The 25,219-nt window shown below is 54.9% G+C and carries 17 protein-coding genes and 2 pseudogenes; 7 read left to right on the forward strand and 12 right to left on the reverse strand.

All coding sequences use genetic code 11. From position 1 onward, the window contains the following. Positions 1-346 precede the first annotated feature (346 nt). Both J3353_RS01695 and J3353_RS01700 read right to left on the reverse strand, forming a co-directional pair. Positions 347-1,549, reverse strand: coding sequence for an AraC family transcriptional regulator (locus J3353_RS01695; protein ID WP_156058488.1), 1,203 nt, complete (start codon positions 1,547-1,549; stop codon positions 347-349). Between the two features lie 131 nt (positions 1,550-1,680). Continuing rightward, positions 1,681-3,069 carry an MFS transporter gene (locus tag J3353_RS01700; RefSeq protein ID WP_207683967.1) on the reverse strand — a complete coding sequence of 463 codons (1,389 nt, stop codon included), beginning with the start codon at positions 3,067-3,069 and terminating at the stop codon, positions 1,681-1,683. 415 nt (positions 3,070-3,484) lie between these two features. Between J3353_RS01700 and uidA the strand changes: the two genes are divergently transcribed. Then, positions 3,485-5,311, forward strand: coding sequence for a beta-glucuronidase (gene uidA, locus J3353_RS01705; protein WP_207683968.1), 1,827 nt, complete (start codon positions 3,485-3,487; stop codon positions 5,309-5,311). 63 nt (positions 5,312-5,374) lie between these two features. On the opposite strand, the gene J3353_RS01710 is transcribed toward uidA, so the two are convergent. From J3353_RS01710 to J3353_RS01720, 3 genes are all read right to left on the reverse strand, one after another. Continuing rightward, positions 5,375-6,496, reverse strand: coding sequence for an MBL fold metallo-hydrolase (locus J3353_RS01710; protein WP_207683969.1), 1,122 nt, complete (start codon positions 6,494-6,496; stop codon positions 5,375-5,377). Then, entirely contained in the window at positions 6,469-8,532 is a 2,064-nt protein-coding gene (locus J3353_RS01715; protein WP_207683970.1) for a YgiQ family radical SAM protein, read from the reverse strand. The genes J3353_RS01710 and J3353_RS01715 overlap by 28 nt, the downstream gene beginning before the upstream one ends. 72 nt (positions 8,533-8,604) lie before the next feature. Next, positions 8,605-11,520, reverse strand: coding sequence for a DNA translocase FtsK (locus J3353_RS01720; protein WP_156063954.1), 2,916 nt, complete (start codon positions 11,518-11,520; stop codon positions 8,605-8,607). Positions 11,521-11,604: 84 nt separating this feature from the next. Between J3353_RS01720 and J3353_RS01725 the strand changes: the two genes are divergently transcribed. Continuing rightward, positions 11,605-11,859, forward strand: a complete 255-nt coding sequence (locus tag J3353_RS01725; RefSeq protein ID WP_154276762.1) for a hypothetical protein — start codon at positions 11,605-11,607, stop codon at positions 11,857-11,859. A gap of 9 nt (positions 11,860-11,868) precedes the next feature. Here the strand turns inward: J3353_RS01725 and J3353_RS01730 are convergent, their stop codons facing one another. From J3353_RS01730 to J3353_RS01740, 3 genes are all read right to left on the reverse strand, one after another. Further along, positions 11,869-13,380: a carboxylesterase/lipase family protein gene (locus J3353_RS01730; RefSeq protein WP_207683971.1), complete on the reverse strand. Its 1,512-nt coding sequence runs from the start codon at positions 13,378-13,380 to the stop codon at positions 11,869-11,871. A 70-nt stretch (positions 13,381-13,450) separates the two neighbouring features. Continuing rightward, positions 13,451-14,890 carry a glycoside hydrolase family 1 protein gene (locus J3353_RS01735; protein WP_207683972.1) on the reverse strand — a complete coding sequence of 480 codons (1,440 nt, stop codon included), beginning with the start codon at positions 14,888-14,890 and terminating at the stop codon, positions 13,451-13,453. Positions 14,891-14,922: 32 nt separating this feature from the next. Continuing rightward, positions 14,923-15,132, reverse strand: coding sequence for a hypothetical protein (locus J3353_RS01740; RefSeq protein WP_242700809.1), 210 nt, complete (start codon positions 15,130-15,132; stop codon positions 14,923-14,925). Here J3353_RS01740 and J3353_RS01745 point away from each other — a divergent pair. Further along, positions 15,097-16,128: pseudogene (locus tag J3353_RS01745) on the forward strand (thiamine pyrophosphate-dependent enzyme); the annotation flags it as partial. The gene J3353_RS01740 and the pseudogene J3353_RS01745 overlap by 36 nt on opposite strands. Before the next feature lie 155 nt (positions 16,129-16,283). Here J3353_RS01745 and J3353_RS01750 read toward each other — a convergent pair. Both J3353_RS01750 and J3353_RS01755 read right to left on the reverse strand, forming a co-directional pair. Next, the gene (locus J3353_RS01750) at positions 16,284-19,301 is read right to left on the reverse strand and encodes a glycoside hydrolase family 2 TIM barrel-domain containing protein (protein ID WP_207683973.1); all 3,018 of its coding nucleotides are present in this window, start codon (positions 19,299-19,301) and stop codon (positions 16,284-16,286) included. Positions 19,302-19,460: 159 nt separating this feature from the next. Then, a complete protein-coding gene (locus J3353_RS01755; RefSeq protein WP_263286040.1) occupies positions 19,461-19,730 on the reverse strand; it encodes a transposase in 270 nt (89 codons plus the stop codon). 395 nt (positions 19,731-20,125) lie between these two features. On the opposite strand from J3353_RS01755, the gene J3353_RS01760 reads away from it, so the two are divergent. The 4 genes and pseudogenes from J3353_RS01760 to J3353_RS01775 all read left to right on the forward strand — a co-directional run bounded on the left by J3353_RS01760 (position 20,126) and on the right by J3353_RS01775 (position 22,476). Then, on the forward strand, positions 20,126-20,422 hold the full coding sequence (locus tag J3353_RS01760; RefSeq protein ID WP_207683974.1) for a helix-turn-helix domain-containing protein: 297 nt from the start codon (positions 20,126-20,128) through the stop codon (positions 20,420-20,422). Positions 20,423-20,547: 125 nt separating this feature from the next. Continuing rightward, positions 20,548-21,180: pseudogene (locus J3353_RS01765) on the forward strand (replication initiator protein A); the annotation flags it as partial. A gap of 508 nt (positions 21,181-21,688) precedes the next feature. Beyond that, positions 21,689-21,877, forward strand: coding sequence for an antitoxin VbhA family protein (locus J3353_RS01770; RefSeq protein ID WP_120121195.1), 189 nt, complete (start codon positions 21,689-21,691; stop codon positions 21,875-21,877). A gap of 2 nt (positions 21,878-21,879) precedes the next feature. Further along, positions 21,880-22,476, forward strand: a complete 597-nt coding sequence (locus J3353_RS01775; protein WP_156072842.1) for a Fic family protein — start codon at positions 21,880-21,882, stop codon at positions 22,474-22,476. Positions 22,477-22,543: 67 nt separating this feature from the next. Here J3353_RS01775 and J3353_RS01780 read toward each other — a convergent pair whose 3' ends face one another. Both J3353_RS01780 and J3353_RS01785 read right to left on the reverse strand, forming a co-directional pair. Then, a complete protein-coding gene (locus J3353_RS01780) occupies positions 22,544-24,079 on the reverse strand; it encodes a UvrD-helicase domain-containing protein (RefSeq protein WP_207683975.1) in 1,536 nt (511 codons plus the stop codon). Then, positions 24,076-25,219 (reverse strand): ATP-dependent endonuclease (locus tag J3353_RS01785; protein ID WP_207683976.1); only part of this gene is annotated, 1,144 nt, incomplete at its 5' end. The genes J3353_RS01780 and J3353_RS01785, both read right to left, overlap by 4 nt.

The following is a 25,219-nucleotide window of genomic DNA, read 5'->3' on the forward strand; positions in this document are numbered from 1 at the left end:
CATGGGATATACTTACATGTATGTTCCATGGTTTCTGTTTGTATTATAACCGTCTGGAAAATCATTCGCAATGGGACAAGTTCACAAGATTCCGGTCGTTTCTTTGTGCATTCTTCACAGTTGATATTGTTGTGTACAACATTCTTTTTGCTATCAAGTACAAAATCAGTCGAAAATGCAACATACATCCAAATTCCATGCCAAAAATCCATAAATCCTTTCAAAATGGTTACAACATCGTTCTGTTCATGCAACAAATTTCTCCGTACAGAAAATGCCCGTTTTTTCCCGGGAGTTTTGCACAAAACGTACATTTCCGGGAAAAACCGGGCATTTTTTTCATTTTTCACTTTTCTTTGTGTTCGCGGCGGTAGCGGGTGGGGGTGACTCCCAGCGTCTTTTTGAAGATCTTTGTAAAATAATTCACGTCCAGAATGCCCACTTCCTCGGCCACAGCGGCAATGGTGTGGTTGTTCTGCACCAGCAGCTGGGCCGCGCGGTTGACGCGCTGGGTGTTGATATAATCGATCAGAGTGCTGCCGGTCTCCTGCTTGAACAATGCCGACAGGTACGATGGGCTGATGAAGCACATGGCGGCCAGACTTTTCAGCGTCAGCGGCTCGGCCACGTTCAGGTTGACGTAGTTCATCACCTTCTGCACCGCGGGCGAATACTCCTTCAGCGAGTAGCGGCGGACATAGGCACAGTAATCCCGCGTCATCTGCCACATCATCTCGTTGGGCACCTCGTTGGCTTCCTCAATGATGCGGCTGTACTTGCTGGAAATGGCATCAATATAATAAGGATGCACCTTGCTGGGCTCAATGGCCTTGCGCAGCAGGGTGTTCAGCACGATCATCTTGTTCTTCTGCTGGTAGAGCGTCCCCTCGAACCGGCCGCCATAGGTAAAGCGGGAGTGCTGATGCATGGCCTCGATGGCGGCTTCCTCATCGCCCCGGGCCACCGCGTCCAGAATGCGGTTCTCCGATTCATACCGCTGCTCCAGCATGGTGACCGGGATCTCCTTCTGGAACTCCGGCTCGTGGAAATAGCGGGTATCCGGGTGGAACTGGAAGGGCAGGAATTCCTTCAGCTCCTGCACCGGGACAGTGCAGCCGAACATCGTATCCACCACAACCCGCAAGGCTCCATAGAAATCACTGGCCTCCAGGATCTTCACGCCGTTGTAGTACTCCTGCACAGCGGCCTCTCCGGCTTCCCCCAGATAGCGCCTGACCCATTTGCGGGCGCTCGGGGTGCGGGGGCCCACCGTCCAGGGTCCAATGAGAAAGACCGTGTTTTTTTCATCGGGGATGCGGAACAGGGCAAAGTGCAGCTCAAAGGTGCCCTCCACCAGCAGCAGGGTATTTTCAGGGGTGCTGTCCAGCAGCAGCTGGCCGAACTCCTGCCAGTCGAACTGGGGGTCCAGCGATCGCCGCAGGCCGTAGTCAAACTCTTCCAACCCCTCAAAGGGCGGGGTAACCCGCCGGGTCGGGATATTCTGCACCGCTGCCAGCTTTGTAAGGATCTGCAAAGGATCCACCCGCATCGTACACCGCTCCTTTTTCCTGTTGTTCCGCTCGTGCCATTGTGTCATTCCTGATATATTAGTATACATCAATTTTGAAGCAGAAACAAGCCGCCCACAGGAATTTCCCGTGGGCGGCTTGATCCGTTTCCTTACTTATTATGGCGCTGTGCCAGTGCGGCCACGTTCTCTTCCACCTTCTGTTTGGTCAGGGGGTAGATGAAGAACAGGCTCAGGGCCACGGCCACGAAGCCGATGGCGGGGGCAATACAGGAGATGTTGAAGATGCCCATGGTGACCTCCGGGTCAAAGGCAGTGGCAGCGCTGTAACCGATCATGGTCAGCAGGCCGCCGGTCAGGCCGGAAGAGAACGCCTGACCCAGCTTGCGGGCAAAGGAGTAGACCGCATAGATGGTGCCGTCCTCACGGATGCCGTTGCGGACCTCGGAATCATCGATGACATCGGTAATCATTGCCCAGATGATGGTGTTGAAGAAGCCCAGGCAGATGAAGGCGGCGCAGAAGAAGCCGACATAGACCCAGACATTGGTGGGCTTGAGAACAAAGCAGATGACCTCCAGCACCGTGGCCACGATGCAGGATACGGTGGCCAGCTCTTTTTTACCGAACCGGCTGGCCAGCTTGGAGGCAAAGGGTGCGCAGACGAGCAGGATCAGCACGCTGCTCAGCAGAGAAGCGGTAGACTGGGCGGCGGCGCTGCCGTAGAAGTTGGGGAACACATAGCCTGCCATGCCCTGCATGGTCAGCATGGCCAGCAGCAGGAAGAGGGCGGCAGCAATGATACCCAGCAGGGCACGGTTGGTGAACACGCTCTTGAGCATCTTGCCAATGTCCATCTTGCTGTTGTTGGCAGGCACATCCACACGCTCACGCACCAGGTTAAAGCAGAGCAGGTAGCAGAGGATGGCGCAGACAGAGAAAACGCCCGCAATGATGGTCATGCGGCTGCCGGAGAGGACGGTCTGACCATTGACGGTGACGTAAGCCACCATGGGGGTGCCAACGCCGATCACAAGGCTGGCCAGGGTGCTGCCGATGGTACGCCAGGTGGACAGCTCTGCGCGATCCTTGGGGTCAGCGGAGATGGCGGAGGCCATGGAGCCGTAAGGGATGTTGACGGAGGTGTAGAAGATGGAGCCCCACAGGATATAGGTCACAAAGAGCCATGCCACCTTGAAGCCGTAGGACATCCCGGCCAGACCGGACTGGAAGATGAGGAAGGATGCGATGGCCACAGGGCCGCACATCCGCTTGAGCCAGGGGCGGAATTTGCCGTCCTTGGTGGGCTTGGAGCGGTCCACGATCTGGCCCATGGTCACATCGGTAAAGGCATCCACAAAGCGGGCGATCATCATGATCATGCCCACAACACCGGCGCTCACGCCCATCACGTCGGTATAGAACTTCATCAGGAAGCTGGACGACAGGATAAAAGTAAAATCGTTGGCGAAATCGCCGAACATATAGCCGACCTTGTCCCGCATCCCAAACGGGGTGGTCTTTTGCATTTCATTTGCCATTGTATTCTCCTTCGGTGGTCAATTCAAACGGTACAGCGTTTCTTCTGCTGTATCCAAGTTTGTACTCCAATATTATGACAAACTTTTATCAAAAAATGTTAGAATATTTTTTAGGTGAATTCGTACAATTTTAAGGTATTGTTTTTGTACATTTTCACAGTTCGTTCACATTCTGTTTTTTCCGCTTTTTCCCAGCATTCACTTTTTGTGGCACTCTTTACGGAAGTTTTTAAACCAAGCCGGAGATAATAGGTATTCTGCCCAGAGCAGCGCCTGTTTTCCTGAAAAAAGTCTGGATTTATTCAAAAATCTTTCTATCCCTTTTATAAAATTTCTGTCATACTGGGTACAAAGACAATAAACGCCCCTGTGGCACGCAAAATGCCGCCGGGCTGATGAATGTGAGGTCATCCTGATGAACCGCTCCCTGCTGTATCCCCGCGCTACCACCACCCGCCGTCTCATCGGCCTGGACGGGATGTGGCGTTTCAGCTTCGACCCCGAGAGCAAGGGTGTGGAGGCCGGATGGGCGCTCGACCTACCCTCCTCTCTTTCCATGCCGGTGCCCGCCTCCTTCTGCGACCTGTTCACCGACAAGGCCTCCCGCGAATACTGCGGTGATTTCTGGTATGAGACCAGCTTTTTTGTCCCTGCGGAATGGAGCGGCTGGGACATCGTTCTCCGGTTTGGCTCGGTCACCCACCGGGCCCGGGTCTTCGTCAATGGCGTGGAGGTGGCCCAGCACGAGGGCGGCTTCCTGCCCTTTGATGCCACCGTGACCAACATCGTGCGCTACAATCAGTTCAACAAGCTCAGTGTTCTGGCGAACAACGAGCTCAGCGAGACGATGCTGCCCGCAGGCACCACCCGCACCCTTGCAGACGGCAGAAAGATCGCCGCACCCTACTTTGATTTTTACAACTACGCCGGCATCCACCGGCCCGTCTGGCTGATGGCCCTGCCCAAGGAGCGGGTGCTGGACTATTCCACCCGATACCGCCTGACCGAGACCGGGGCCGAGATCGACTATACCGTGTCCACCAACGGCCCCCACCCCGTGACTGTGGAGCTTTACGACGGCACCACCCGGGTGGCCGAAAGCTCCGGCACCACCGGCACGCTGGTGGTCAAAAACGCCAAGCTGTGGAATGTCCACGCCGCCTATCTCTACGATCTGGTCATCCGCATCCACGAGGGCAGCGCGGTGGTGGACGAGTATCTGGACCGGATCGGCATCCGCACCTTTGAGATCCGGCACGGGCGTTTCCTGCTCAACGGCAGCCCGGTCTATCTGCGGGGCTTCGGCCGGCACGAGGATGCCGACATCCGGGGCCGCGGGCTCGACCTGCCCACCGTCAAGCGGGATTTCGAGCTGATGAAGTGGATCGGCGCAAACTGCTTCCGCACCAGCCACTACCCCTACGCCGAGGAGATCTACCAGATGGCCGATGAGGAGGGCTTCCTCATCATTGACGAAGTCCCCGCCGTGGGCTTTATGCAGAGCACAGCCAACTTCCTGGCCGCCAATCAGGGCAACGGCAGGCAGCAGGGCTTTTTTGAGAAGGAGACCACGCCTGCGCTGCTCAAGAACCACAAGGCAGCCCTGACCGATATGATCGACCGGGACAAAAACCACCCCTCGGTCATCGCATGGAGCCTGCTCAACGAGCCTCAGTGCACCAGCGCGGGCACCGAGGAATACTTCAAGCCCCTGTTCGAGCTGGCCCGCCGCCTCGACCCCCAGAAGCGCCCCCGTACTTATACGGTCCTGATGACCAGCCTGCCCGACACCAGCAAGGGCCAGCGCTTTGCCGATTTCGTCAGCCTGAACCGCTACTACGGCTGGTATGTACTGGGCGGGGCCGGGCTGGCAGATGCCGAAGCCGCCTTCCGCCATGAAATGGACGGCTGGGCAAAAGTCCTGCATGGCCGCCCGCTCATCTTCACTGAGTACGGCACCGACAACCTGAGCGGTGCACACAAGCTCCCCAGTGTGATGTGGAGCGCCGAGTACCAGAATGAATATCTGGAGATGACCCACGCCGTGTTCGACCACTACGATTTCGTGCAGGGTGAGCTGGTGTGGAATTTTGCCGATTTCCAGACCACCGAGGGCATCCTGCGGGTGGACGGCAACAAAAAAGGCATCTTCCCCCGCCAGCGTCAGCCCAAGGATGCGGCGTACCTCTTCCGGGAGCGGTGGACAACTCTGCCGGTCGATTTCAAGAAGCGAAAAAAATGATCCCAGAAAACAGCAGCGCCCTGCCGGTTTACCCCGGCAGGGCGCTGCTTGTTTGATATGCTTTTACTTGATGCAGCTCGAGCACGGGCTGTACCCTGCCGCAATGGCCTCCTCGTAGCTGGAGAAGAGGATCTGGTTCTTCTCCGCAGGGAGGTTGGCACAGCTGGGCAGGTGGAACTTTTTGCTGTTCACGTTGCCGATATACCCCTGCTGCGCGGTGGACGCTGCCGCCGGGTCGGTGGGGTTAAGCTCGGCATCGGTGGCCGTTTTCTCGGTGCGGATGGTATAGTTCTGTCCATCGGAACCGATCACGATGGCCCCCAGCAGGTCGGTGCGGTAAACATCCACGCCCGCATCCCGCAGGATGCTCAGGGTCTCCTCGTGGGGGTGGCCGTACTTGTTGTTCACACCACAGGAGATGATGCCCATCTCGGGCAGGACGGCGTTCAGGAAGATGTAGCTCGTACTGGTGCCGGAACCGTGGTGGCCCACCTGCAGAACATCTGCCTTCAGGTTGGCACCGCTGTTCACAAGGTCGCGCTCCGCATCCGATTCCATATCGCCGGTGAGCAGAAAGCTGGTGGAGCCGTAATCCACCCGCAGAACGATGGAGGTATCGTTGGTATTATCATACTGCGCCACAGGGCCCAGCATGGTCACAGTGGCACTGCCCAGCGGCCAGACTGTGCCCGCAGCGGACACTTCCACCTGCAGGCCCTGCTGCTGGGTGTACTTGACGAAGTCCTGAAAGCACTTGGTGGAGGCTTCCGTCACGGGGCTGTACACATGGTCTGCCGGGAAATAGGCCAGCGCAGCGGACAGGCCGCCCACATGATCCTCGTGGGCGTGGGAGCAGAACACATACTGCAGCTCCTCCACACCGAGATTCTGCAGGTAGGAGACGACATAGCTGCCATCGTCCACGTTGCCGCCGTCGTAGAGCATATACTGGCCGTCACATTCCACCAGCACGCTCAGGGCCTGCCCCACATCCAGGAAGTGCATCTCAAAATTGGCGGTCTGGCCGTCTCCGGCAGGCTGGGCAGTGCTGACCGCAGGGGTGCTGCTGCCCGGCACCACCGCCGAGGCATCACAGGCGGCAAGGCCAAGGGCCAGCGCCGCCGCAAGAGCCAGAGCGGCAATGCGCCGCCAGAGGCTTACTTTTTCTTTTTTGAAGTTTTCCACACTGTATTCTCTTTCTGTTGATCGTTCTTCGGCTTACGGGGTGCCGTACCGTTGGGCGCAAAGCGTGCGCCGGGGCTGGGCTGGCGGCCGCCTGCGGTGCGGGCCGGGGCGGTTCCGCGGCTCTGATTCCTGCCTCCCCTGCCCTTGTTGGGGCGGACAGTATAGGTGCCGTCGTTGTGGATGGTCACCTCGGCAGGCTCGGCCCGGCGGGCAGAGCGCTGGACCGCGCGGCGGCCCTCGGCGGGCACCAGCAGCGGGATCAGGTCCTCCCTGCGGGTCATTTTCAGCGCCTTGATGACCTTTTCGGCATTGCGGGGCTCGTAATACTGGAGCAGGGCGCGCTGGAGCGCTTTTCCCTCCGCAGTCTTTTCCACGAACACAGGCTTGAGGGTGTAGGGGTCAAGGCCGGTGTAGAACATACAGGTGCTCACCGTGCCGGGGGTGGGATAGAAATCCTGCACCTGCTCGGGGCGCATGTGGTTTTTGTAGAGATACTCGGCCAGATAGACGGCATCGCTCAGGGTGCTGCCCGGATGGCTGGACATCAGGTAGGGCACGAGGTACTGCTTTTTGCCCGCCTTCCTGCTCAGCTCATAGAACTTATCCTTGAACTTGTTGAAGGTCTGGATGGGCGGCTTGCCCATGTAGGCCAGTGTATTGGGGGCGCAGTGCTCCGGGGCCACCTTCAGCTGGCCGGAAACGTGGTATTCCACCAGCTCCTTGAAGAAGGTGTCGTCCGGGTCAGCCATCAGGTAATCGAACCGGATGCCGCTGCGGATGAACACCTTTTTCACGCCGGGCAGTTCCCGGACACGGCGCAGGATCTTGAGGTAATCGCTGTGGTCCACGATCATGTGGGAGCAGGTGGTGGGGGCCAGGCAGTGCTTGCCGCCATTGCACATGCCCCGCAGCATCTGTTCCCGGCAGGACGGGAACCGGAAGTTGGCGGTGGGGCCGCCGATATCGTGGATGTAGCCCTTGAAATCAGGCTCGTGGGTCATCCGCTCGGCCTCGGCCACAATGCTGTCGGCACTGCGGCTGGTAACCCGGCGGCCCTGATGCAGCTGGATGGCGCAGAAGTTGCAGCCGCCGAAGCAGCCGCGGTTCTGGATGATGGAGAACTGCACCTCCCGGATGGCAGGCACGCCGCCCATGCTCTCATAGATGGGGTGGTAGCGGCGGGTGTAGGGCAGCGCATACACCTTGTCCAGCTCCCAGCGCACCAGCGGCTTTGCCGGGATGTTCTGCACAAGATACTTTTCACTCTGCTTCTGGACAATGATCTGGCCGCTGACCACATCCTGATTGTCCATCTGGATGCGGCAGGCTTTGGCGTAGGCCACCTTATCGGAGGCCACTTTCCGGAAACCGGCGCACTCCACATACTTTTCAGGCAGGTGGTCGAAGTCGGTCAGGTAGCAGGTGCCGTCCACATCGGTGATGGACTCCACCGGCTCCCCTGCCGCCAGCCGCCGGGCGATCTCCACGGTCTGGTGCTCGCCCATGCCAAAGCTGATGAGATCGGCTCCGGAGTCCTCCGCAATGCTGGGCAGAACGGTGTCCAGCCAGTAATCGTAGTGGGCAAACCGGCGCAGAGAAGCCTCCAGACCGCCCAGGATCACAGGCAGGTCGGGGTAGGCCTCCTTGGCCAGCCTGGTGTAAACGGTGGCGCTGCGGTCAGGCCGCGCGCCGCCGATGCCGCCGGGAGAGTATTCGTCCTCGGCACGCGGAATTTTTGCCACGGAGTAGTGGCTCACCATGCTGTCCACGTTGCCGCCGCCGATGAAAAAGCCGTACTTCGGCCTGCCGAACCGCTTGAAGTCCTCGCAGTCGGAATAACGGGGCTGGGCCAGCACGCCGACCTTATAGCCCTCGGCCTCCAGCAGGCGGCTGATGATGGCGGTGCCAAAGCTGGGGTGGTCAACGTAGGCATCGCCGCCCACCACCACAAAGTCCAGCTGATCCCAGCCCCGGGCTTCCATGTCCGCCCGGCTGATAGGAAGAAATTCGGTGTAGATTGGGGAAGAGTTGTCCATAGTGTTCCTCACTGGTTAAACCTCTCTGCCTGCTCCCCTGACAGGGAGCCAAGAGAAGTGTTGCTTGTGTTCTTATTCCTCCGGCTGATTCATCTGCATTTCCAGCCACTGCTGGCGGCTGATGAGAACTGCGCGGGGTTTGGCACCCTCATAGGGGCCGATGATGCCCTTCTGCTCCATCTCATCCATGATGCGGGCGGCGCGGGCATAACCCAGCTTACAGCGGCGCTGCAGCAGGCTGGTGGATGCCTGCCCGGCATCAATGACCACCTCAACGGCCTGCTTGAGCATCGGGTCGCTGCCGGTCTCCTCATCCGCATCTGCAGAGGATGCGCCCTTCTTGCCATCCTGAATGGCGTGCTTTTCCATGGCTTCGATCATGGCCTCGTCGTACTGGACGGTGGCGCTCTGCTTGATGAAGTCCAGCACGCGGCTGATCTCCTCATCCCGCACAAAGGTGCCCTGGATACGCACCGGCTTGGGCGCGCCCACAGGCATAAAGAGCATATCGCCCTGGCCCAGCAGCTTCTCGGCACCGGCACCATCCAGAATGGTGCGGCTGTCCACCTGGCTGGACACGGCAAAGGCAATGCGGCTGGGGATGTTGGCTTTGATCAGGCCGGTGATGACATCCACGCTGGGGCGCTGGGTGGCAACGATGAGGTGCATTCCGGCGGCACGGGCCTTCTGGGCAATCCGGCAGATGGAATCCTCCACGTCCTTGCCCACGACCATCATCAGATCGGCCAGCTCGTCGATGATGATGGCGATATAGGGCATCTTTTCCAGCATGGGGTCGGTGGCCGCCAGCTTGTTGAAGGATTTGATGTCACGGACATTGTTTTCCGCAAACAGGTGGTAGCGGCGCTCCATCTCCTGCACCGCGCTGCTCAGAGCACCCGCTGCCTTTTTCGGCTCGGTGATGACAGGCATCAGCAGGTGGGGGATGCCGTTGTATTCAGCCAGCTCCACCACCTTGGGGTCAATGAGCATGAGCTTCACGTCCTCGGGGCTGGAGCGGAACAGGATGCTGATGATGATGCTGTTCACACAAACAGATTTACCACTGCCGGTGCTGCCCGCGATGAGCAGATGGGGCATCTTGCACAGGTCGGCCACCTGAGCCACACCGGCAATGTCCTTGCCCAGCGCCACGCCCAAGGGCGAAGTCATCCGCAGGAAGGCCTGGCTTTCAAAGACACTGCGGATAAAAACGGGGGTCTTTTTGTGGTTGGGCACCTCGATGCCCACGGCAGGCTTGCCGGGGATGGGTGCTTCCATGCGGACATCGGCCACGGCAAGGTTCAGGGCGATATCATCGGCCAGCGAGGTGATGCGGCTGATCTTCACGCCCGCCATGGGCTGGACCTCGTATCGGGTAACAGAGGGACCCCGCGAGATATCCAGCACCCGGGTGCGCACGCCGAAGCTTTCCAGCGTGTCCACCAGCTTCTGGGCGTTGGCCTTCAGCTCGTCCTGGGCACCGGGGTCACCCTCCTCGGCAGACTTTTCAAACAGCTCGATGCTGGGGTACTGATACTGGAAGGTCTCCACCACCTCCGGCTCCTCGGCCGGGGCGGTGGCGGCAGCCTGCTCGCCTGCGGCGGGTTTTTCCATGGCAGCCGCCACCAGCGTGTTCAGGTCTTTTTCCTCCACCGGTTCGCTGGTAATGCTGATCCAGCCGTCCTCGTCCGGTTCACTGCGCATGGCCACCGCGTTTTCCGCGCTGACCCGCACCGGCACCACCGGCTCATCCGTAGTGGGCAGGGTGGGGGTCTGGAACACCGGCATCTCAGGCTGCACGGGCTCTGCCGGTGCAGCCGCAGGGGCTTCCGGGGCCGCAGGCGGCACGGTGGGATTCACCACCGGGGCCGGAGCAGGCGATCCGGCGGGCGCGAAGAAATCCTCGGCGGCAGTCTCCACGGCATCCGGCACCACCGGTTTGACGATGGCCCGGGGCGGGGCCTTTTGGAGCGGGTCCTGCCCAAAGGTCCCGCCCGGCCCGATGATGATGGGCTCAATGGGCTCGCTGCCGCCCTCGGAAACAGAGGTATCCGGCCCAAGATCAATATCAAACGCCGCGCGGGGATGGTTGGAGGTCACCTTGACCGGCTCAAAGGCTGGGGCAGGCTGGGCGGGAGCCGGTTCCGGCTCCACCGGCGCAGGCGGCTCGTAGCCCAGAGAATCGTCCACGGGAGCAGGTTCCGCTTCGCCCTCCATCTCCTTGGTCACCTTGTGGCCCCAGCTGAACACGCCGGACAGCCACCCGGGCACCGGAATGCCGCCGGGCACGTCTTCCTCATCGGAACTGTCATCGTAATCGTCCGCAGGCTCCTCGGCGCAGTACTCCTCTTCCGCCTGCCGGGCCGCAAGGCGCTCAGCACGGCGGGCGGCGTTCTGTTCATAGACCGCCACGCCTTTTTCATGCACACCGCCGCCCACATTGCAGAGCCACTGCCAGCACTCGGCAGGGGTGATATCAAAAATATACAGGCTGGCGCACAGGGCCAGCACCGCCATGACCAGATTGGCCGCAGGCCGCCCGCAGAGCAGGAGCAGGTTGCCGCCCAGCAGAGTGCCCAGCACGCCGCCGCCCAGCCAGGCGTTTGCGCCGTTCTGGTAGCAGGCAGCGATCATCTGGGCAGCGGTCAGGTCGGCGGGGATATCCGAAAACACGATGACCGTGCCGCTGGCAAAGATCAGCCCCAGCAACAGCTTGAACACCTGCATCAGCAGGTCCTGCCCCCGGGTGTAGAGGATGGCCAGATAGCACACCGCCGCGCCCAGCACAAAGCTGCCGCAGCCGAACAGCCCGAATAGGATCTGGTGGGCGCTCTTCCAGACGGAGTCCCCCTCCACGAACGCCAGCACGATGAGCAGCAGCCCCACAAACAGGGTGCCCAGCCCCGCCGGCATCCGCTCCTCGGCCCGGCTTTTTCTGCGTGCAGACGCGCGCTTTGCAGTTGTTTTTCGCTTTCGTTTTGCCATTTTCTGTTCTGACCCCTGTCCTTTGTTCCCATAGTATTCGATTCTTTCATTATACCACGGGTTGGGTCAAGTGGCAATTACAGAATGCAGACCGGTTTGACCCTTGAATGCCGCGTGCAGCATCCATTCCGCACAGATAAGGCAGCAAGCAAAAATGCAGAAAAGCTGCACGCTGTTTTTATCTGCTATGAACTCTGCCAGAAATCTCGTCAGGCTGTTGCGGATATAGAAAATGCAATGAAGATCATCATAGCAGAACAGGCATCCTGCCCGATACCGCCAAGCGGTAACGCAGGATGCCTGTTCTGCTTTCTGTTTCCCGGAATTCCCGCGTATTGATCGGCGCTTTTAATGCTGGATCTGTCCGCCTGCCCGGGTCGCTTTTTTCATCCGTAAATCTGTGAAGGGTGCCAATGCTTCGATCAGTGCGTGATCGTGGTTCTGCACCAGACGGCTTTGGGGGCCGAAAAGCATGGTCTGTTCCACATCCTCCGTACTGGCAGCCCAGCCCGGCGCACCGGTACGGGCAAACTGCATCACAGCGCCAAAAATTTCCGCTTCCAGCTGCTTTGCTCCCTCAAAGGCACACACTGGCACAAGCTCTGTGTTGTGGAACACAAATGGGATATCCGCACAGTGCCACGGGGTACTTTTTCCCATCAGAGGGAAGTCCTGATCAAACAGATAACTGTACACCTTTCCGCCCGCCTTGGCACGCTCCCGGACATATTTGATCGTGGGGGCGCGGAAGCTGGTATCTGCCAGCAGCAGGTCTTCCTCCGGGCGGTGCGGGTAGGCAGTGCGGAACTGCTCCCGCAGGGTCTCTGCGGCAGACAGGCCCACTGCTTCCTCCGGGCCGACTCCTTTCAGACCATCAAAGAAACCGTAGAACTCCGAATAAACCGTACCGATCAGCACCGGAATGTCCGCAGTCTCGGGCCGAAACCCACTGCCGTTGTGGAGCGGATCTCCAAGATAGAAGCGGTTCGGGTGGGGACTTTGGCCCACATTCGCGCCTTTTGCTTTCAGAGCCGGGCTGACGTTCCGGTAAGCCTGCGCCAGCTGGTGGTAGGGCACGGTTTCCAGCTGCTGTGCTGTCTGCACGCCAAGCTCCTGCATCAGTGCCTGCACGCAGTCCCTGCCGCTGCCGACACTGTCGTTCAGCAAACCTTCCAGCACACCACTCATTATCATCGCCCTGTGGTACAGGCCATCTGCTGCCGGGGTCTGCAGCAGCGTTGTCACTTTGGCACCGCCGCCGGACTGGCCGAATACCGTCACGCAGCCGGGATCGCCGCCAAACGCTGCAATATTGTCCCGCACCCACCGCAGTGCCAGGATGATATCATCCCCACCCGCATTGCCGGAGTTTGCGTACTCCTCCCCAAAATCGGAGAGATCCAAGTAGCCCAGGATGTTCAGCCGGTGGTTCAGTGACACCACCACGCAGTCCCCTTCCCGCGCCATGTTTCCGCCCTCGTAGGCCACCTGCTCAATGGACGAGCCGGCAAAAAATCCGCCGCCATGGAGCCAGACCAGCACCGGCCGCTTTTGGGCATCGCAGGCCGGGGTCCAGATGTTCAGGTTCAGGCAGTCCTCATCCTGCACCCAGTAGCGGTGGGGCACACGCAGTTCGCCGCTGGGCTTGTCGATGCTCAGCAGAGGGCAGACGCAGCCGTAACTGGAAGCGTCCAGCGGCTCTGTCCAAGGCTGGGGCGGCTGGGGTGCATGGAAGCGCACCGCCCGCCCATACGGGATGCCCTTGAAGCTGCTGATCTCCCGGAAGCGATATCCCCGCACCGGACCATAATTTGTCTGAACCACCGGGAAATCCGGCGCACAGCAAAATGCCTTTTCCATAAATGACCTCCTTCTTTCAAAAAGACCGACCCCCGGTACTGCAAACATGGCACCCGGAGGTCTGTTTTTGTTATCCTAAATCTTCGCCGTTGGTGGCAATGACCTTCTGATACCAGTAGAAGCTGTCCTTCTTTTCGCGGCTCAGATCACCCGTGCCGTCGTCAAACTTGTTGACGTAGATGAAGCCGTAGCGCTTTGCCATCTCACCGGTGGAGGCACTCACCAGATCGATGCAGCCCCAGGGGGTGTAGCCCATCAGGTCTACACCGTCCTTTACAGCCTCAGCCATCTGCTCGATGTGTGCCCGCAGGTAGTCGATGCGGTAGCTGTCGTGGATCTTTCCGTCTGCATCCTTCTTGTCGTAAGCGCCCAGGCCGTTTTCCACCACCATCAGGGGAATGCGGTAGCGGTCGTAGATCGCGTTGAGGGTGTAGCGCAGACCAACGGGATCGATCTGCCAGCCCCAGTCGGAGGCTTTCAGGTAAGGATTCTTCTTACCAGCAATGATGTTGCCGCCCACATCATCGGCATCCTTGTGGGTGGTGATGCAGTTGGACATATAGTAGCTGAAGGTGTAGAAATCGACAGTACCGGCCTTCAGGATGGCAGCATCCTCCGGCTCCTGCCGGATGGTGATGTTATTCTCGGCAAAATAGCGCTTCATGTAAGAAGGATACTCGCCGCGGACATGCATATCAGAGCAGAACCAGTTGCTGATCTGCATGGCCTTCTGGTTGGCGATCTCGTCGGCCGGGTCGCAGGTCAGTGCGTAGCTGGTGATAAAGCAGATCATGCAGCCCATCTTGAACTGAGGGTAGTGGTCGTGGGCATACCGAACAGCCTCTGCACTGGCCACAAACTGGTGATGCAGCGCCTGAAAGCGCTCCTGCTTGTTGTCCGGCACCTTGTCGGTAGGGCCTTCAAAGCCCCGGATGGTGCCTGTTTCCAGGATCGCACCCATGGGCATGGTGCCGCAGTTGATCTCGTTGAAGGTCAGCCAGTACTTGACCTTATCCTTGTACCGCTCAAAAATAGCCTTGCAGTAGTTCATATAGAACTCGATGAGTTCCCGGCTGGCCCAGCCGTTGTATTTTTCCACCAGCGCATAGGGCAGCTCATAGTGGCTGATGGTGACCAGCGGCTCGATGCCGTGTTTCTTGCAGCAGTCAAAGACCTTGTCATAGAATTCAAGGCCCTTCTCGTTCGGCTCGGTCTCCATACCGGTGGGGAAAATGCGGGTCCAGTTGATGGAGGTGCGGAAGGTCTTGAAGCCCATCTCGGCAAAGAGAGCAATGTCCTCCTCGTAGTGGTGGTAGAAGTCGATGGCCTCATGGCTGGGATACAGCCGGTCGGAGCGGACAGCAGTTGTCACCCATTTCGGGCTGGTGTGAGAGCCATTGGTGCACAGGTCAGGGATACTGGGGCCTTTGCCATCCACGTCCCATGCGCCCTCGAACTGGTTGGCTGCACAAGCACCGCCCCATAGGAAATCATCACGGAAAACGCTCATAAGTTTCTACTCCTATCCTATTTTGTTCTGGTTCAGGCGGGGTTCTGTTCAAAGAACAGCTTCAGGGCACCGATCAGGTTGGCATCGTTGCCATAGCGGCAGCGCACCAGCTCCGGCTTGACCGTCGGCATGACTGTGCAGCGCTCAAACAGCCAATCCAACTCGGCCTGAATCGCAGGCAGCAGAGCCTCCGCTGCGCTGATACCGCCGCCGATGTCACCGAGCTGGCAGACCGGCTGCACATTCCGGTTGTGAACACCATGATGGCCAAGGGCATCATCCCCATGGACGACAAATACAGCCTGTGGACCATCGGCATCCCCCAGAAAGACTATGTGAACCAGCTGTTCGACCGGGCCGACCTGGTCATTGCCATCGGCTACGACATCGTGGAATGTGCCCCCGCCAAGTGGGGCGCACGGCCGGATATGACCATCCTGCACATCGACAATGCCCCGGCAGATGTCAACAAGCGGTATCAGCCCGCTGTGGAAGTGGTGGGCGATATCTCAGAGAGCATCTACGAGATCCTGCGCTGCGCCCACCGGGACAGCGAACCGGAATTCGCACTCCGGCTGCGCGAGACCATGGTGGCCGAGCACGCCGCCATGGCAGACGATGACAGCTGCCCCATGAAGCCTGCCCGCATCCTTGCCGATGTGCGCAAGGTCATGGGCCGGGAAGATATCCTTGTGAGCGATGTGGGTGCCCACAAAATGTGGATTGCACGCCACTACGACTGCTACACCCCCAACACCTGTCTGATCTCCAACGGCTTTGCCAGCATGGGCTTTTCCATTCCGGGTGCCTTTGCGGCCAAGCTGCTGAACCCGGACAAAAAAGTGCTGGCCGTCTGCGGTGACGGCGGTTTTATGATGAACAGTCAGGAGCTGGAGACCGCCGTGCGCGAGAAGGTGCCCTTCGTCACCCTGATCTGGGAGGACTCCAGCTACGGCCTCATCAAATGGAAGGAGCAGGAGCAGTTCGGCGGCGAGCACTGCTACGTAGACTTCACGAACCCCGACTTCAAGCTGTTGGCCGAGGCCATGCACTGCAAGGGCTACCGGGTGGAAAAGGCAGCCGATCTCATCCCCACCCTCGAGGAAGCCTTCCGGCAGACGGTACCCAGCGTCATTGTGGTGCCGGTGGATTACAGCGAAAACATGAAGCTTTCCGCCCATCTGAAAGAGGTGTATCAGCAGAGCGGTGATTGCGTATTCATCTTGAAATTCCCATGAGCCGCCCAAACGTGATACCGACTTTCCGTCAACGCCGCTGCGCAAACGCAAATTTACCTATCGTCGGCAGAACAGGCTCATCATACAGTTGAAGTCAAAAGGGGCTGTTGCACAAGGGTAGAAACCAGTGCAGCATCCTCTTTGGTCTTTATAAATTATCCATTCTGCTTTTGGATGGAGAACGAGAACGTCATGCCCTTCTCCACCGCAAAGCAGGCATCCGCATGGGGCTTTGCGCCCCAGCTGTTGTCGCCGCCCACGCCGCGCTGGAAGGCAGCGCAGCGCACGATGGTCTTATTGTCATCGCGGGGCAGTTCGTAGAGATGGCGGGCATTTTCCAGTTCATGCGGCGTATAGGGCAGCGCCGAGAAGGTCATTCCGTTCCCTGCAAAGCAGATGCCCGGGATGCTGCCGGTGACAGTTGCACTGTACACGCCGGTGCGGCTGCCGCAATCCTGCGGGTAGACCGGGCTGTTCTGGGCAAAATCCTGCCGGACATTGTAGTTCCACACCCCCATCTTGCCGCCTGCGGTGCGGTCGGCGGTGGTCTCCCGGGGGCCAAGACCCTGATAGGAGACCTCGGTCAGCTCCCGGCGCAGCGGGAAGAGCAACCCGAACTCCGGTACTTCTGCCCTTTCGCCCTGCCATGTCATCGTAATGTCGCAGCGGCCTGCGCAGTCGATGGCAAAATCAATGGGCAGCGTCTGCCCATCCGGCAGGGTGTAGTTTGCGCGGACGGTGACGAAGCCACCCTTTGTTTCAGCAGTCAGATTATCGCAGCGGGCATACAGTCCGGCGGTTTTCCAGAAGGCAAATGCAAAAGGTTCTGCGCAGCCCTCGTCGTTGTTGGTGGGGGCCCGCCAGAAGTTGGGGCGCACGGTATCGTCCAGCAGCTGCACGCCGTTATAGCGGATGGACACAAGCCCCTTGCCGCGGCCGAAAATATACTCGAAGCCTTTGCCCTTTACGCCGATGTTGCAGTCCATTTCCACCAATTCCGGCGCGGCAGCGGTGAGCCGTGCTTCGGCGTATTTGTACCATATCTGCCCAAAAGCAGCTTCATAGCCCGCCGGGATGCCGGGCAGCACAGCCCGCTGCACAGCGGCAACAGTCATGCAGGCAAGCCCTGCTTCCGGCAGAGCAAACGGGAACGCGATGTGCACCGTCTCACCCGGCTTGCAGTCTGCCCGCAGCACCGCACGGCGTTCCGGTTTGCCGTTGACCGAGGACGCAAACACAAGGTCATAGGCGTTCAGGTCGGTAAAGAGGTTCCGGTTCTCGATGACGGCTTCGGTGTCGGTCAGGGTGATCTTCAGGGGTGCGTAGGCCGCCTTGACTGCGTCCATTTTGGGGGTGTTGCGGCGGTCGGGCAGCACAAGGCCGTCCACGCAGAATTCCCGGTCGGTGGGGCGGTCGCCAAAGTCACCGCCGTAGGCAAAGCCGGGCTTGCCATCCGGGTCAGTCACCGCGATGCCGTGGTCCATGTACTCCCAGATAAACCCGCCCTGATACAGCGGCTCTTCGTAGGCATACTCGGTGTAGTCGGTAATGCCGCCGTTGGAGTTACCCATAGCGTGGCTGTACTCACACATAATAAAAGGCTTTTCCGGGTGCTCTGCCAGAAACTTTTTGATATCTGCCACCGGGGTGTACATCTGGCTTTCCATATCGGAGGTGGCGGGGTATTCCCGGTTCCAGAAAATGCCCTCATAGTGCACAAGGCGGCTGGGGTCGGTGCGGCGGAAATATTCGCTCATCTCCCACAGGGTCTTGCCGCCGTAGCTCTCGTTGCCGCAAGACCAAATCAGGATGGCAGGATGATTTTTGTCCCGCTCCAGCATGGCTTCGGCACGGGCCAGCACATTCTCCCGCCACTCCGGGCGGGCACCGGGCAGGGTCCACTCGTCCGAGCCATCTGCGCCCAGCTTCTGCCATGTGCCGTGGGTCTCCAGATTGGTCTCCCCGATGACATACAGGCCGTATTCATCGCAGAGCTGCAAAAAATACGGGTCGTCCGGGTAGTGGCTGGTGCGCACGGCGTTCACGTTGTGGGCTTTCAGGTTTTTCACGTCCCACAGCATCTCTTCCCGGCTAACGGTGCGGCCGGTGCGGCAGCTCCACTCGTGGCGGTTGACGCCCTTGAACACGATGCGCTTGCCGTTCAAAAGCATCTGGCGATCCTTCAGTTCAAATTTGCGCAGACCGACTTTCAGGCTGGTGCGCTCTGCCAAATCACCCTCGCGCAGCAGGGCAATTTCTGCCTCGTACAGGTTCGGCTGCTCGGCGCTCCACAGAGCGGGATGCTCCACCGTAAAGGTGAAGGAGACATCCTGCACGTCCTCTTCCACGTCCGGGTCAGCCTCGCCCTTGCCGAACACCACGCCGCTGTCGTACTCGGCAGGCTCGCCCACCTCAGCAGACTGCTGCTGCCCGTCAAACACCACCGAGATGGTGCCCGCGCCGCTGACCCTGCAATCAAAGGTGACAGTAGCGCTGGAAAAGTCCGGGGCAAACTCCTGCTTCACAAAGGCATCTTCCAGATGCAGTTCAGGCTTCGTAAACAGCTCCACCGAGCGGAATAAGCCGCTCATGCGCCAGAAATCCTGATCTTCCAGCCAGCTGCCGGAGGAAAAGCGGTACACCTGCACGGTCAGGGTATTTTCGCCGGGATGGACAGCGGCGGTCATATCAAATTCCGCCGGGGTAAAGGTATCCTCGGTGTAGCCGATGTAAACGCCGTTGCACCAGACGGCGGCGGCACTGTCGGCACCGTTCAGGCGCAGGTAGCAGCTTGCCCAGTTTTCCGGCAGGGTAAAATTGCGCTGATACTCCCCGATGGGGTTATAGTCCTGCGGAATCTCGCCGGGGTGCAGCTTTTCGTGGCCGTCCCACGGGTACTGGGTGTTGACATAATGGGGCGTGCCATAGGGATGGCCGGGCTTTTGCAGGCTCTGCATCTGGATGAAGCCGGGCACAGTCAGGGTATCCCAATCCGTAAAGGGTGCAGTCAGGTTCTCCGCATAGCGGAAAGCCCATTTGCCGTCCAAGCTGACAGTCAAGGGCATTTCCGGGCTTGTCTGGTCCGCAAAATGGGCATGGAAAGGCAGGCGGTTCTGCTGAAAAATTTCTGGGTCGGCCAGAAGGGCCGGGGTAATGGGATCGTTCAAAGGCATAAATGTCACCTCGCAGCATTTTCTGCTTTCATTATAACACAGGATATCATAACCCCGCGTGAAAACGCGGGGTTTGCAGAACGGCCCCATAGGGGCCATAATACCAGCCGCGCCTAAAGGCGCACAATGAGCGATGTCAACCGCACACTGACGTCGCTTTTACTTTCTCATACTATCTGCAGGCACTTCTGGCGAATCGTCGTCATCGAAGTCAGCTACATTCTTGAATGGATCTTCGTATTCCTTGAAGCTCAACTGGTCGCACATCTGATCGTTGAACTCTTGTTCCTGAATGTATTTGCGGATCTTGGTTTCATTTCCACCTACTGTATTTACGTAATATCCTTTCGCCCAGAACACTCTCCTTCCGTATTTGTATTTTAGGTTTGCAATTCCAGCTCGTATGTGATAAACTTTTCTCGTCCATATGGATGAACCTCCTTTTGCTTTAGTATGCGGTTGGCGTTACCCGCTTCTAATTATAGCAAAAGGAGGTTCTTTTTCTACCGTTTCAACGCTACGGCTCTATTCTTCCACAAGCATAGCTTGTGGTTTTCTATATGAAGAAAACAGCCTAAAATCTTCCGATTCTAAGCTGCTTTTCAATGCCGGTGGTGGGGGTCGAACCCACACGTGTTATTAGCACAAGGGATTTTGAGTTTTTATCCTCATCTTCCATCTGGTGTCATCCAGTGATATCTAGTGATATCTGGTCCCCACTGTGCAAAGGCAAAATTCACGCATCAACGAACAATAATTTGAAATATCCACGATTTTTCGATACGTTTTTCCTCTACTCTGTTTTTTCGGTTTGGACCGCCCAAATGGAAATTGGAGGGATGTTCAGGAGGGATGCAGGGCAAAACGCTCCTCTGCTTAGGCACAAAACGAAAGGAAAGTCAAGGATAATGAATCAAAATCAAGCAAAAGAGTATTATGAAAAATTATTTGTGAACTATCCTGATGTGCTGTCTGTCGAAGAAGCAACAACTTTACTCGGTTTCAAAAGCCAGACTGCCATCATCAGAAGAATCCATCAACATAGAATTCGCTGCCTGAAAGTCGGACGATCTTTCATGATTCCGAAAGAATATCTCATCGACTATCTTTTGGATAGCTAAATTATACAGCCATTATATTACATAGCGCACTACTTTTCAACAAGAAAAGAGTGCGCTTTTTATTTTCAAACGAAAGGCGGTCGATTTTTTGAACACAAGCTGGAGCAAAACGTTGAAAAAGCCACATGACCCTTGACTACTTCTACGGACAAGCCGGAGAGCTGTTCTCCTTCTACCGCATTCCAAAGGCTCTGTTTCAGGAGCCACGGTTCCAGAGCCTGTCAACCGATGCCAAGACCCTGTACGGTATCCTGCTGGACCGCATGAGCCTGTCCGTGAAAAACGGCTGGCTGGACGAGCAGAACCGGGTGTTCATTATCTTCACGATAGAGGATGTCAAGAGGGCGTTGTGTTGCGCAGACAACAAAGCGACCAAGCTGCTCCGGGAACTCGAAAAGTTTGGTCTGATTGAACGAAAACGCAGAGGTCTGGGAAAGCCAAGCTTGGTGTATGTGAAGAACTTTTCAGCAGAATCGTCAAGATCAATATTCCAGAATCGTGATTTTCACGATTCTGGAGGCTTCAAAAACGCAAGTCAAGACCCTTCAAAATCACGATGTAATAAGACTAAAGAGAATGATACTGAAATGAGTGAGACTGATCCATTCTATTCTGAAGAAGCGGATGGGATGAGCAAACGCACCCAACTGGAAGAATATTTTTCTCAGTCTTTGGAGATAGACCTTCTGCTCCGGCTCTGCCCGGATGATGAGGACACCATCTATCAGATCGTAGATTTGTTGGTGGACACCTGCGCTCCCAGCTGAGCTATAGGCCCATATTTAGGGGCGTGACTCGGTTGGGCGACCAACCGACATACTCCCCATTTGAATGCCCACAACTCTGTGGGGCACAAAAGCGATACGCTTGCACTCCCAGCAATATCGCTTTTGTGCACACCTTATGCACTGCGAGAAAAGAAAAATCAACGTATATTCGTCCATATAAAATGCCCTGCCATCCCAATGGACTTTCCTGACTGTAAGTACGACCACCAAGCCGCTGATTTTCAGGATGAAGCGATTTGGGATGTAATGTGGTTGGCGGACAAGTGAGCTACAGGCCCTTGAGATATAGCTCACATGGGGTTCAGATGTATCGCATCCCAATTCACAATAAAATACGATATACCGTAAAAGCGCAACTTCAACTTTGAATGAATGGAAGCTGCGCTTTTTACATTTGACAACAAGTTGTAGATTGACAATAGGACTCATACACGATAAACTTTATATAGTATCCTGTAAATCAGAAGGAGGCCAAACCATGAGCGCCAAGCACACCACCCCTGCCCAGCACAAAAGCAACCTCCGCAATGTGTACGGCACCTTCGCCATCGAGGGCATGACCATCAGCAAAGATACGCGCAGCAACCTTGACCGCATTGGCAGCGGTCAGGTCAGCTATCAGCAGGTTGTGAATGAACTGCGCGCAAAGTACGCGAAGAAGGGCTGATTATGTTCACGAAGTATGATGTCTACACCACAGTGCAGTCCATGTACTGCTACCCGGATACGGATGTTCTGATCAACAAGCTGGACATCCGTGACAAAGCAGAACTTAAACAGGCCGAAGAAGAATTTACTGCAGTCAAGCAGATGGCTCTGTTGCAGGAGCCAATCAAGGGACGTTTTACCAAAACTCACCTGTTTCGGATTCACCGTTTCCTTTTTGAAGATGTGTACCCCTTTGCAGGACATATCCGCAAGGAACAAATCAGCAAGGGCGACACGATGTTCTACCCGCCAGACCTGATTGACCGAGAATTAGAGCGGGTGTTCAAAACTATTCACTCCAAGAAGCTGCTTGCCGAACAAGATGAAGAAAAGCAGATTCAAAATCTGTCGCAGACGATGGCAGAGCTGAACATCATCCATCCCTTCCGCGAGGGAAATGGCCGTAGCACCCGTGAATTGATTCGCTGCATGGCGTTGGAATATGGTCTGCATATTAACTGGGGCAACACTGACCGGGAAACCTTGATTAACGCCGCAATCGCTGCCGTAGATGATGATATGGCATTCTGCAATGTTCTTAGACAGTGTATTGAATGAAAATCCAAATATCTCTGCGAAAAAACGCAACATCTATTTTAATCAAATGGATGTTGCGTTTTTGATTTTAGACCTTCAAACAGTTCTTACAATTGACGACAGTTGCAATATCTCTCATTTTTAAATGTGATTTAGCCAGAAGACTGATAATGTTCTTAGCATATATCTCAGCATTTTTATCGTCAGAAATATAGATTAAAATTAGTTTTGATTTCGCTCGTGTAGCCGCAACATAGTGGTTGCAAATATCTTGTTCCGTTGCCAATCGATAATCCGATGTAAATAAAACAACCTGATCAAATTCCAACCCTTTAGAGGAATGAAACGTAATCGCAATTCGTTGTAGTCCATCTATATTAAATGCCGGATGAAATTTTTTGTCGCAAATGGTTTCATACACTTTTTTACAATGCTCATCTTTCGTAGAGTAACCCAAAGAATTTGCTAATTGCTCAACTTCTTTGGCAAAGCTATCCTTATCCGCTTGCTTAAGATATTCATCCAAATGCTTCAACGAAATTTTAATGGTCTGCAAAATATGTTTGTTTCCTACTACCTCATTAGGGTTTTCATCTCTAAGGTCGTAGGCCGAATATGTGGGGAGAATAAAGTGCTTTGCAATAGCGTTATAAAGCCATGCTGCTTCAGTAGTAATATCCGAGATTGGAGTTTGAGGAACATATGTGAATTCTACTCCTTTTTCTGTTAGTTCTTTTGCACCAATCTCAGAATTTGCGTTGCTGTATCTTAACAGAGCACATCTTTTGTTCTTGTCTAAATAAGGTACTACAGCCGAAACCCAATTTGCAGTTGTAGTACATAGCATAACTACCGAAGACAAATCATTGACCTTTTTATAAAGAGGTCTTGTCTCATCGCAAAGCAAATTAGAATAGTTTTGTATCTGCTGACAGGATCTATAATTATCCGTCATAACTTTTTTAGAGAAATCACCTCTAGTCCAAATACTCATAAACGCTTCAGGATATGCACCTCTCCACATATAAATCGACTGCTTTTCATCGCCAACAACGAAAGTATCTATTTTCAGAGTTTCACATAGATACATAAACAGTGCGTGCATGTCTTTATCGCAGTCCTGATATTCATCTACATAAATTTTGAAATATTTGGATTTCAAATATAACTGGCACGCACTTGAATTTTTCAGAATTTCAAGTGCCAGTTGAAATATAAAATTTTTCTTGCTGTTTATATATGAGCATAAGATTTGCTCCGTTCTTATTTTTTCTATTCCCTCATCAAGAGTACCCACTTTCACAGAGTAGTCTGTACTCATATCGAGTTTATAGTCTTTACCATAGACATCTTTCATAAATGGCTTGATGATTTCTTCGATGGCAAAACTATTGTTGGTTCCGATGAAATGATTGCTTACATCAATATTTAGACGTTCTTTAATTTCGGCAGCGGCCTTAATTGTAAACGTAATTGCAGCTACTACCTTGTGAGTGTGATTTTCTTCTATGTCGTGCATGATTTTAGAAACCATGGTATGTGTCTTTCCCGTTCCAGCACTCGCGCGAACAATTAAGTTCCCAGATGTTTCAACAATTTCTTTTTGTATCGGCGATAACATCATTCGGCAATCCTCTTTAGACAAGCAAAATTGTAGTGTTCAAAAATAAGTTCACAGTCGTTTTTGGTGAGTTTTTCGGCAAGTTCAACCATGTGATTGTTCTTTGCTTCCTGCAGATAGCCAATCACATTTCCATCGGCTGATGGAAGGTATTCAACCATTTTATCATGAATAACTTCATCCAAATCTTCTTCCAAACTGCATCTCGACAAATAGAGTGAATAATTGCTTCTAATTCGATCCAGTGTTTCTCTATTCTTATCGTATAGTTCGCGCTTTACCGCAACACTCTTTTCACTTACAGGATCTTCTGGAAGAATAGTTTCACCAATAAGACCATTTAATCGCATAAAACCTAACACGCTATATGTCTCTTTGTTACGCGGCTTTCTTAAGTCGTTATCTGTTTTCACAACATTATAAATTTTTAATGCATTCAATATTGATTGATAAGGCTTGAATCCAAATCCACCCACTGAGAGTATATAAATTCCATCAGCTTCATAAAATGGATTCTTTTCAGAAAGAACTTTTCCGAATAAAACCATTTCAGAAGGTCCTTCAACGAGCAAAACTTTATCGGCAAAAATAGCTTCTGTCAATCCACGATTTAGCATCTTGCGCTGATCTTTGAATTCTTCGGGAACAACATAGAGAACACTGCGGCTTACGATTTTATCAGCATTGTATATGCGAACTAGATTCACCTGATCCATTTCTGCCAGTACATACGGTGAATGTGTTGTTATAAATAAATACTGATACTTGTTTTCAGAAAATAATACATGCGATAATGCAATTTGCATAGAGCGATGCAAATGGTTTTCAGGCTCTTCTATTAAAAACAAATTGATTTTCTTATCTTCTTCCTCTTTAGAAAGCAAATCAAAAATAGAATACACTAATAATTTCTTGCGTCCTTCACCTGAGGTGGGATATAGAGAATCATCCGCATCTTGTTTGATGTAGGGAACAATATTGGAATAAAGACCTTTTACAGCAATTTCAGACTTTACAGATACTGTTACAGCTTCATGTCTAAACTTTCTATATTCTGGAGCAATTTTTTCTTCAAAGCTTTTTATGCCAGACAAACTGGAAATCTGTGCATTTAAACTATTACAAGTTTTCTGAATATTTTCT

It is taken from the genome of Faecalibacterium sp. Marseille-Q4137 (genome assembly GCF_017377535.1).
Taxonomy (GTDB): Bacteria; Bacillota; Clostridia; order Oscillospirales; family Ruminococcaceae; genus Faecalibacterium; species Faecalibacterium duncaniae.

Bases quoted from the DNA above. Each gene is read 5' to 3' on its own strand.
- J3353_RS01725 (WP_154276762.1), top strand. From the start codon at position 11,605: ATGCAGACCGGTTTGACCCTTGAATGCCGCGTGCAGCATCCATTCCGC.
- J3353_RS01770 (WP_120121195.1), top strand. From the start codon at position 21,689: ATGAGCGCCAAGCACACCACCCCTGCCCAGCACAAAAGCAACCTCCGC.
- J3353_RS01730 (WP_207683971.1), bottom strand. From the start codon at position 13,380: ATGGAAAAGGCATTTTGCTGTGCGCCGGATTTCCCGGTGGTTCAGACA.
- J3353_RS01720 (WP_156063954.1), bottom strand. From the start codon at position 11,520: ATGGCAAAACGAAAGCGAAAAACAACTGCAAAGCGCGCGTCTGCACGC.
- J3353_RS01775 (WP_156072842.1), top strand. From the start codon at position 21,880: ATGTTCACGAAGTATGATGTCTACACCACAGTGCAGTCCATGTACTGC.
- J3353_RS01735 (WP_207683972.1), bottom strand. From the start codon at position 14,890: ATGAGCGTTTTCCGTGATGATTTCCTATGGGGCGGTGCTTGTGCAGCC.
- J3353_RS01715 (WP_207683970.1), bottom strand. From the start codon at position 8,532: ATGGACAACTCTTCCCCAATCTACACCGAATTTCTTCCTATCAGCCGG.
- J3353_RS01750 (WP_207683973.1), bottom strand. From the start codon at position 19,301: ATGCCTTTGAACGATCCCATTACCCCGGCCCTTCTGGCCGACCCAGAA.
- J3353_RS01700 (WP_207683967.1), bottom strand. From the start codon at position 3,069: ATGGCAAATGAAATGCAAAAGACCACCCCGTTTGGGATGCGGGACAAG.
- uidA (WP_207683968.1), top strand. From the start codon at position 3,485: ATGAACCGCTCCCTGCTGTATCCCCGCGCTACCACCACCCGCCGTCTC.
- J3353_RS01760 (WP_207683974.1), top strand. From the start codon at position 20,126: ATGGAAATTGGAGGGATGTTCAGGAGGGATGCAGGGCAAAACGCTCCT.
- J3353_RS01695 (WP_156058488.1), bottom strand. From the start codon at position 1,549: ATGCGGGTGGATCCTTTGCAGATCCTTACAAAGCTGGCAGCGGTGCAG.
- J3353_RS01780 (WP_207683975.1), bottom strand. From the start codon at position 24,079: ATGATGTTATCGCCGATACAAAAAGAAATTGTTGAAACATCTGGGAAC.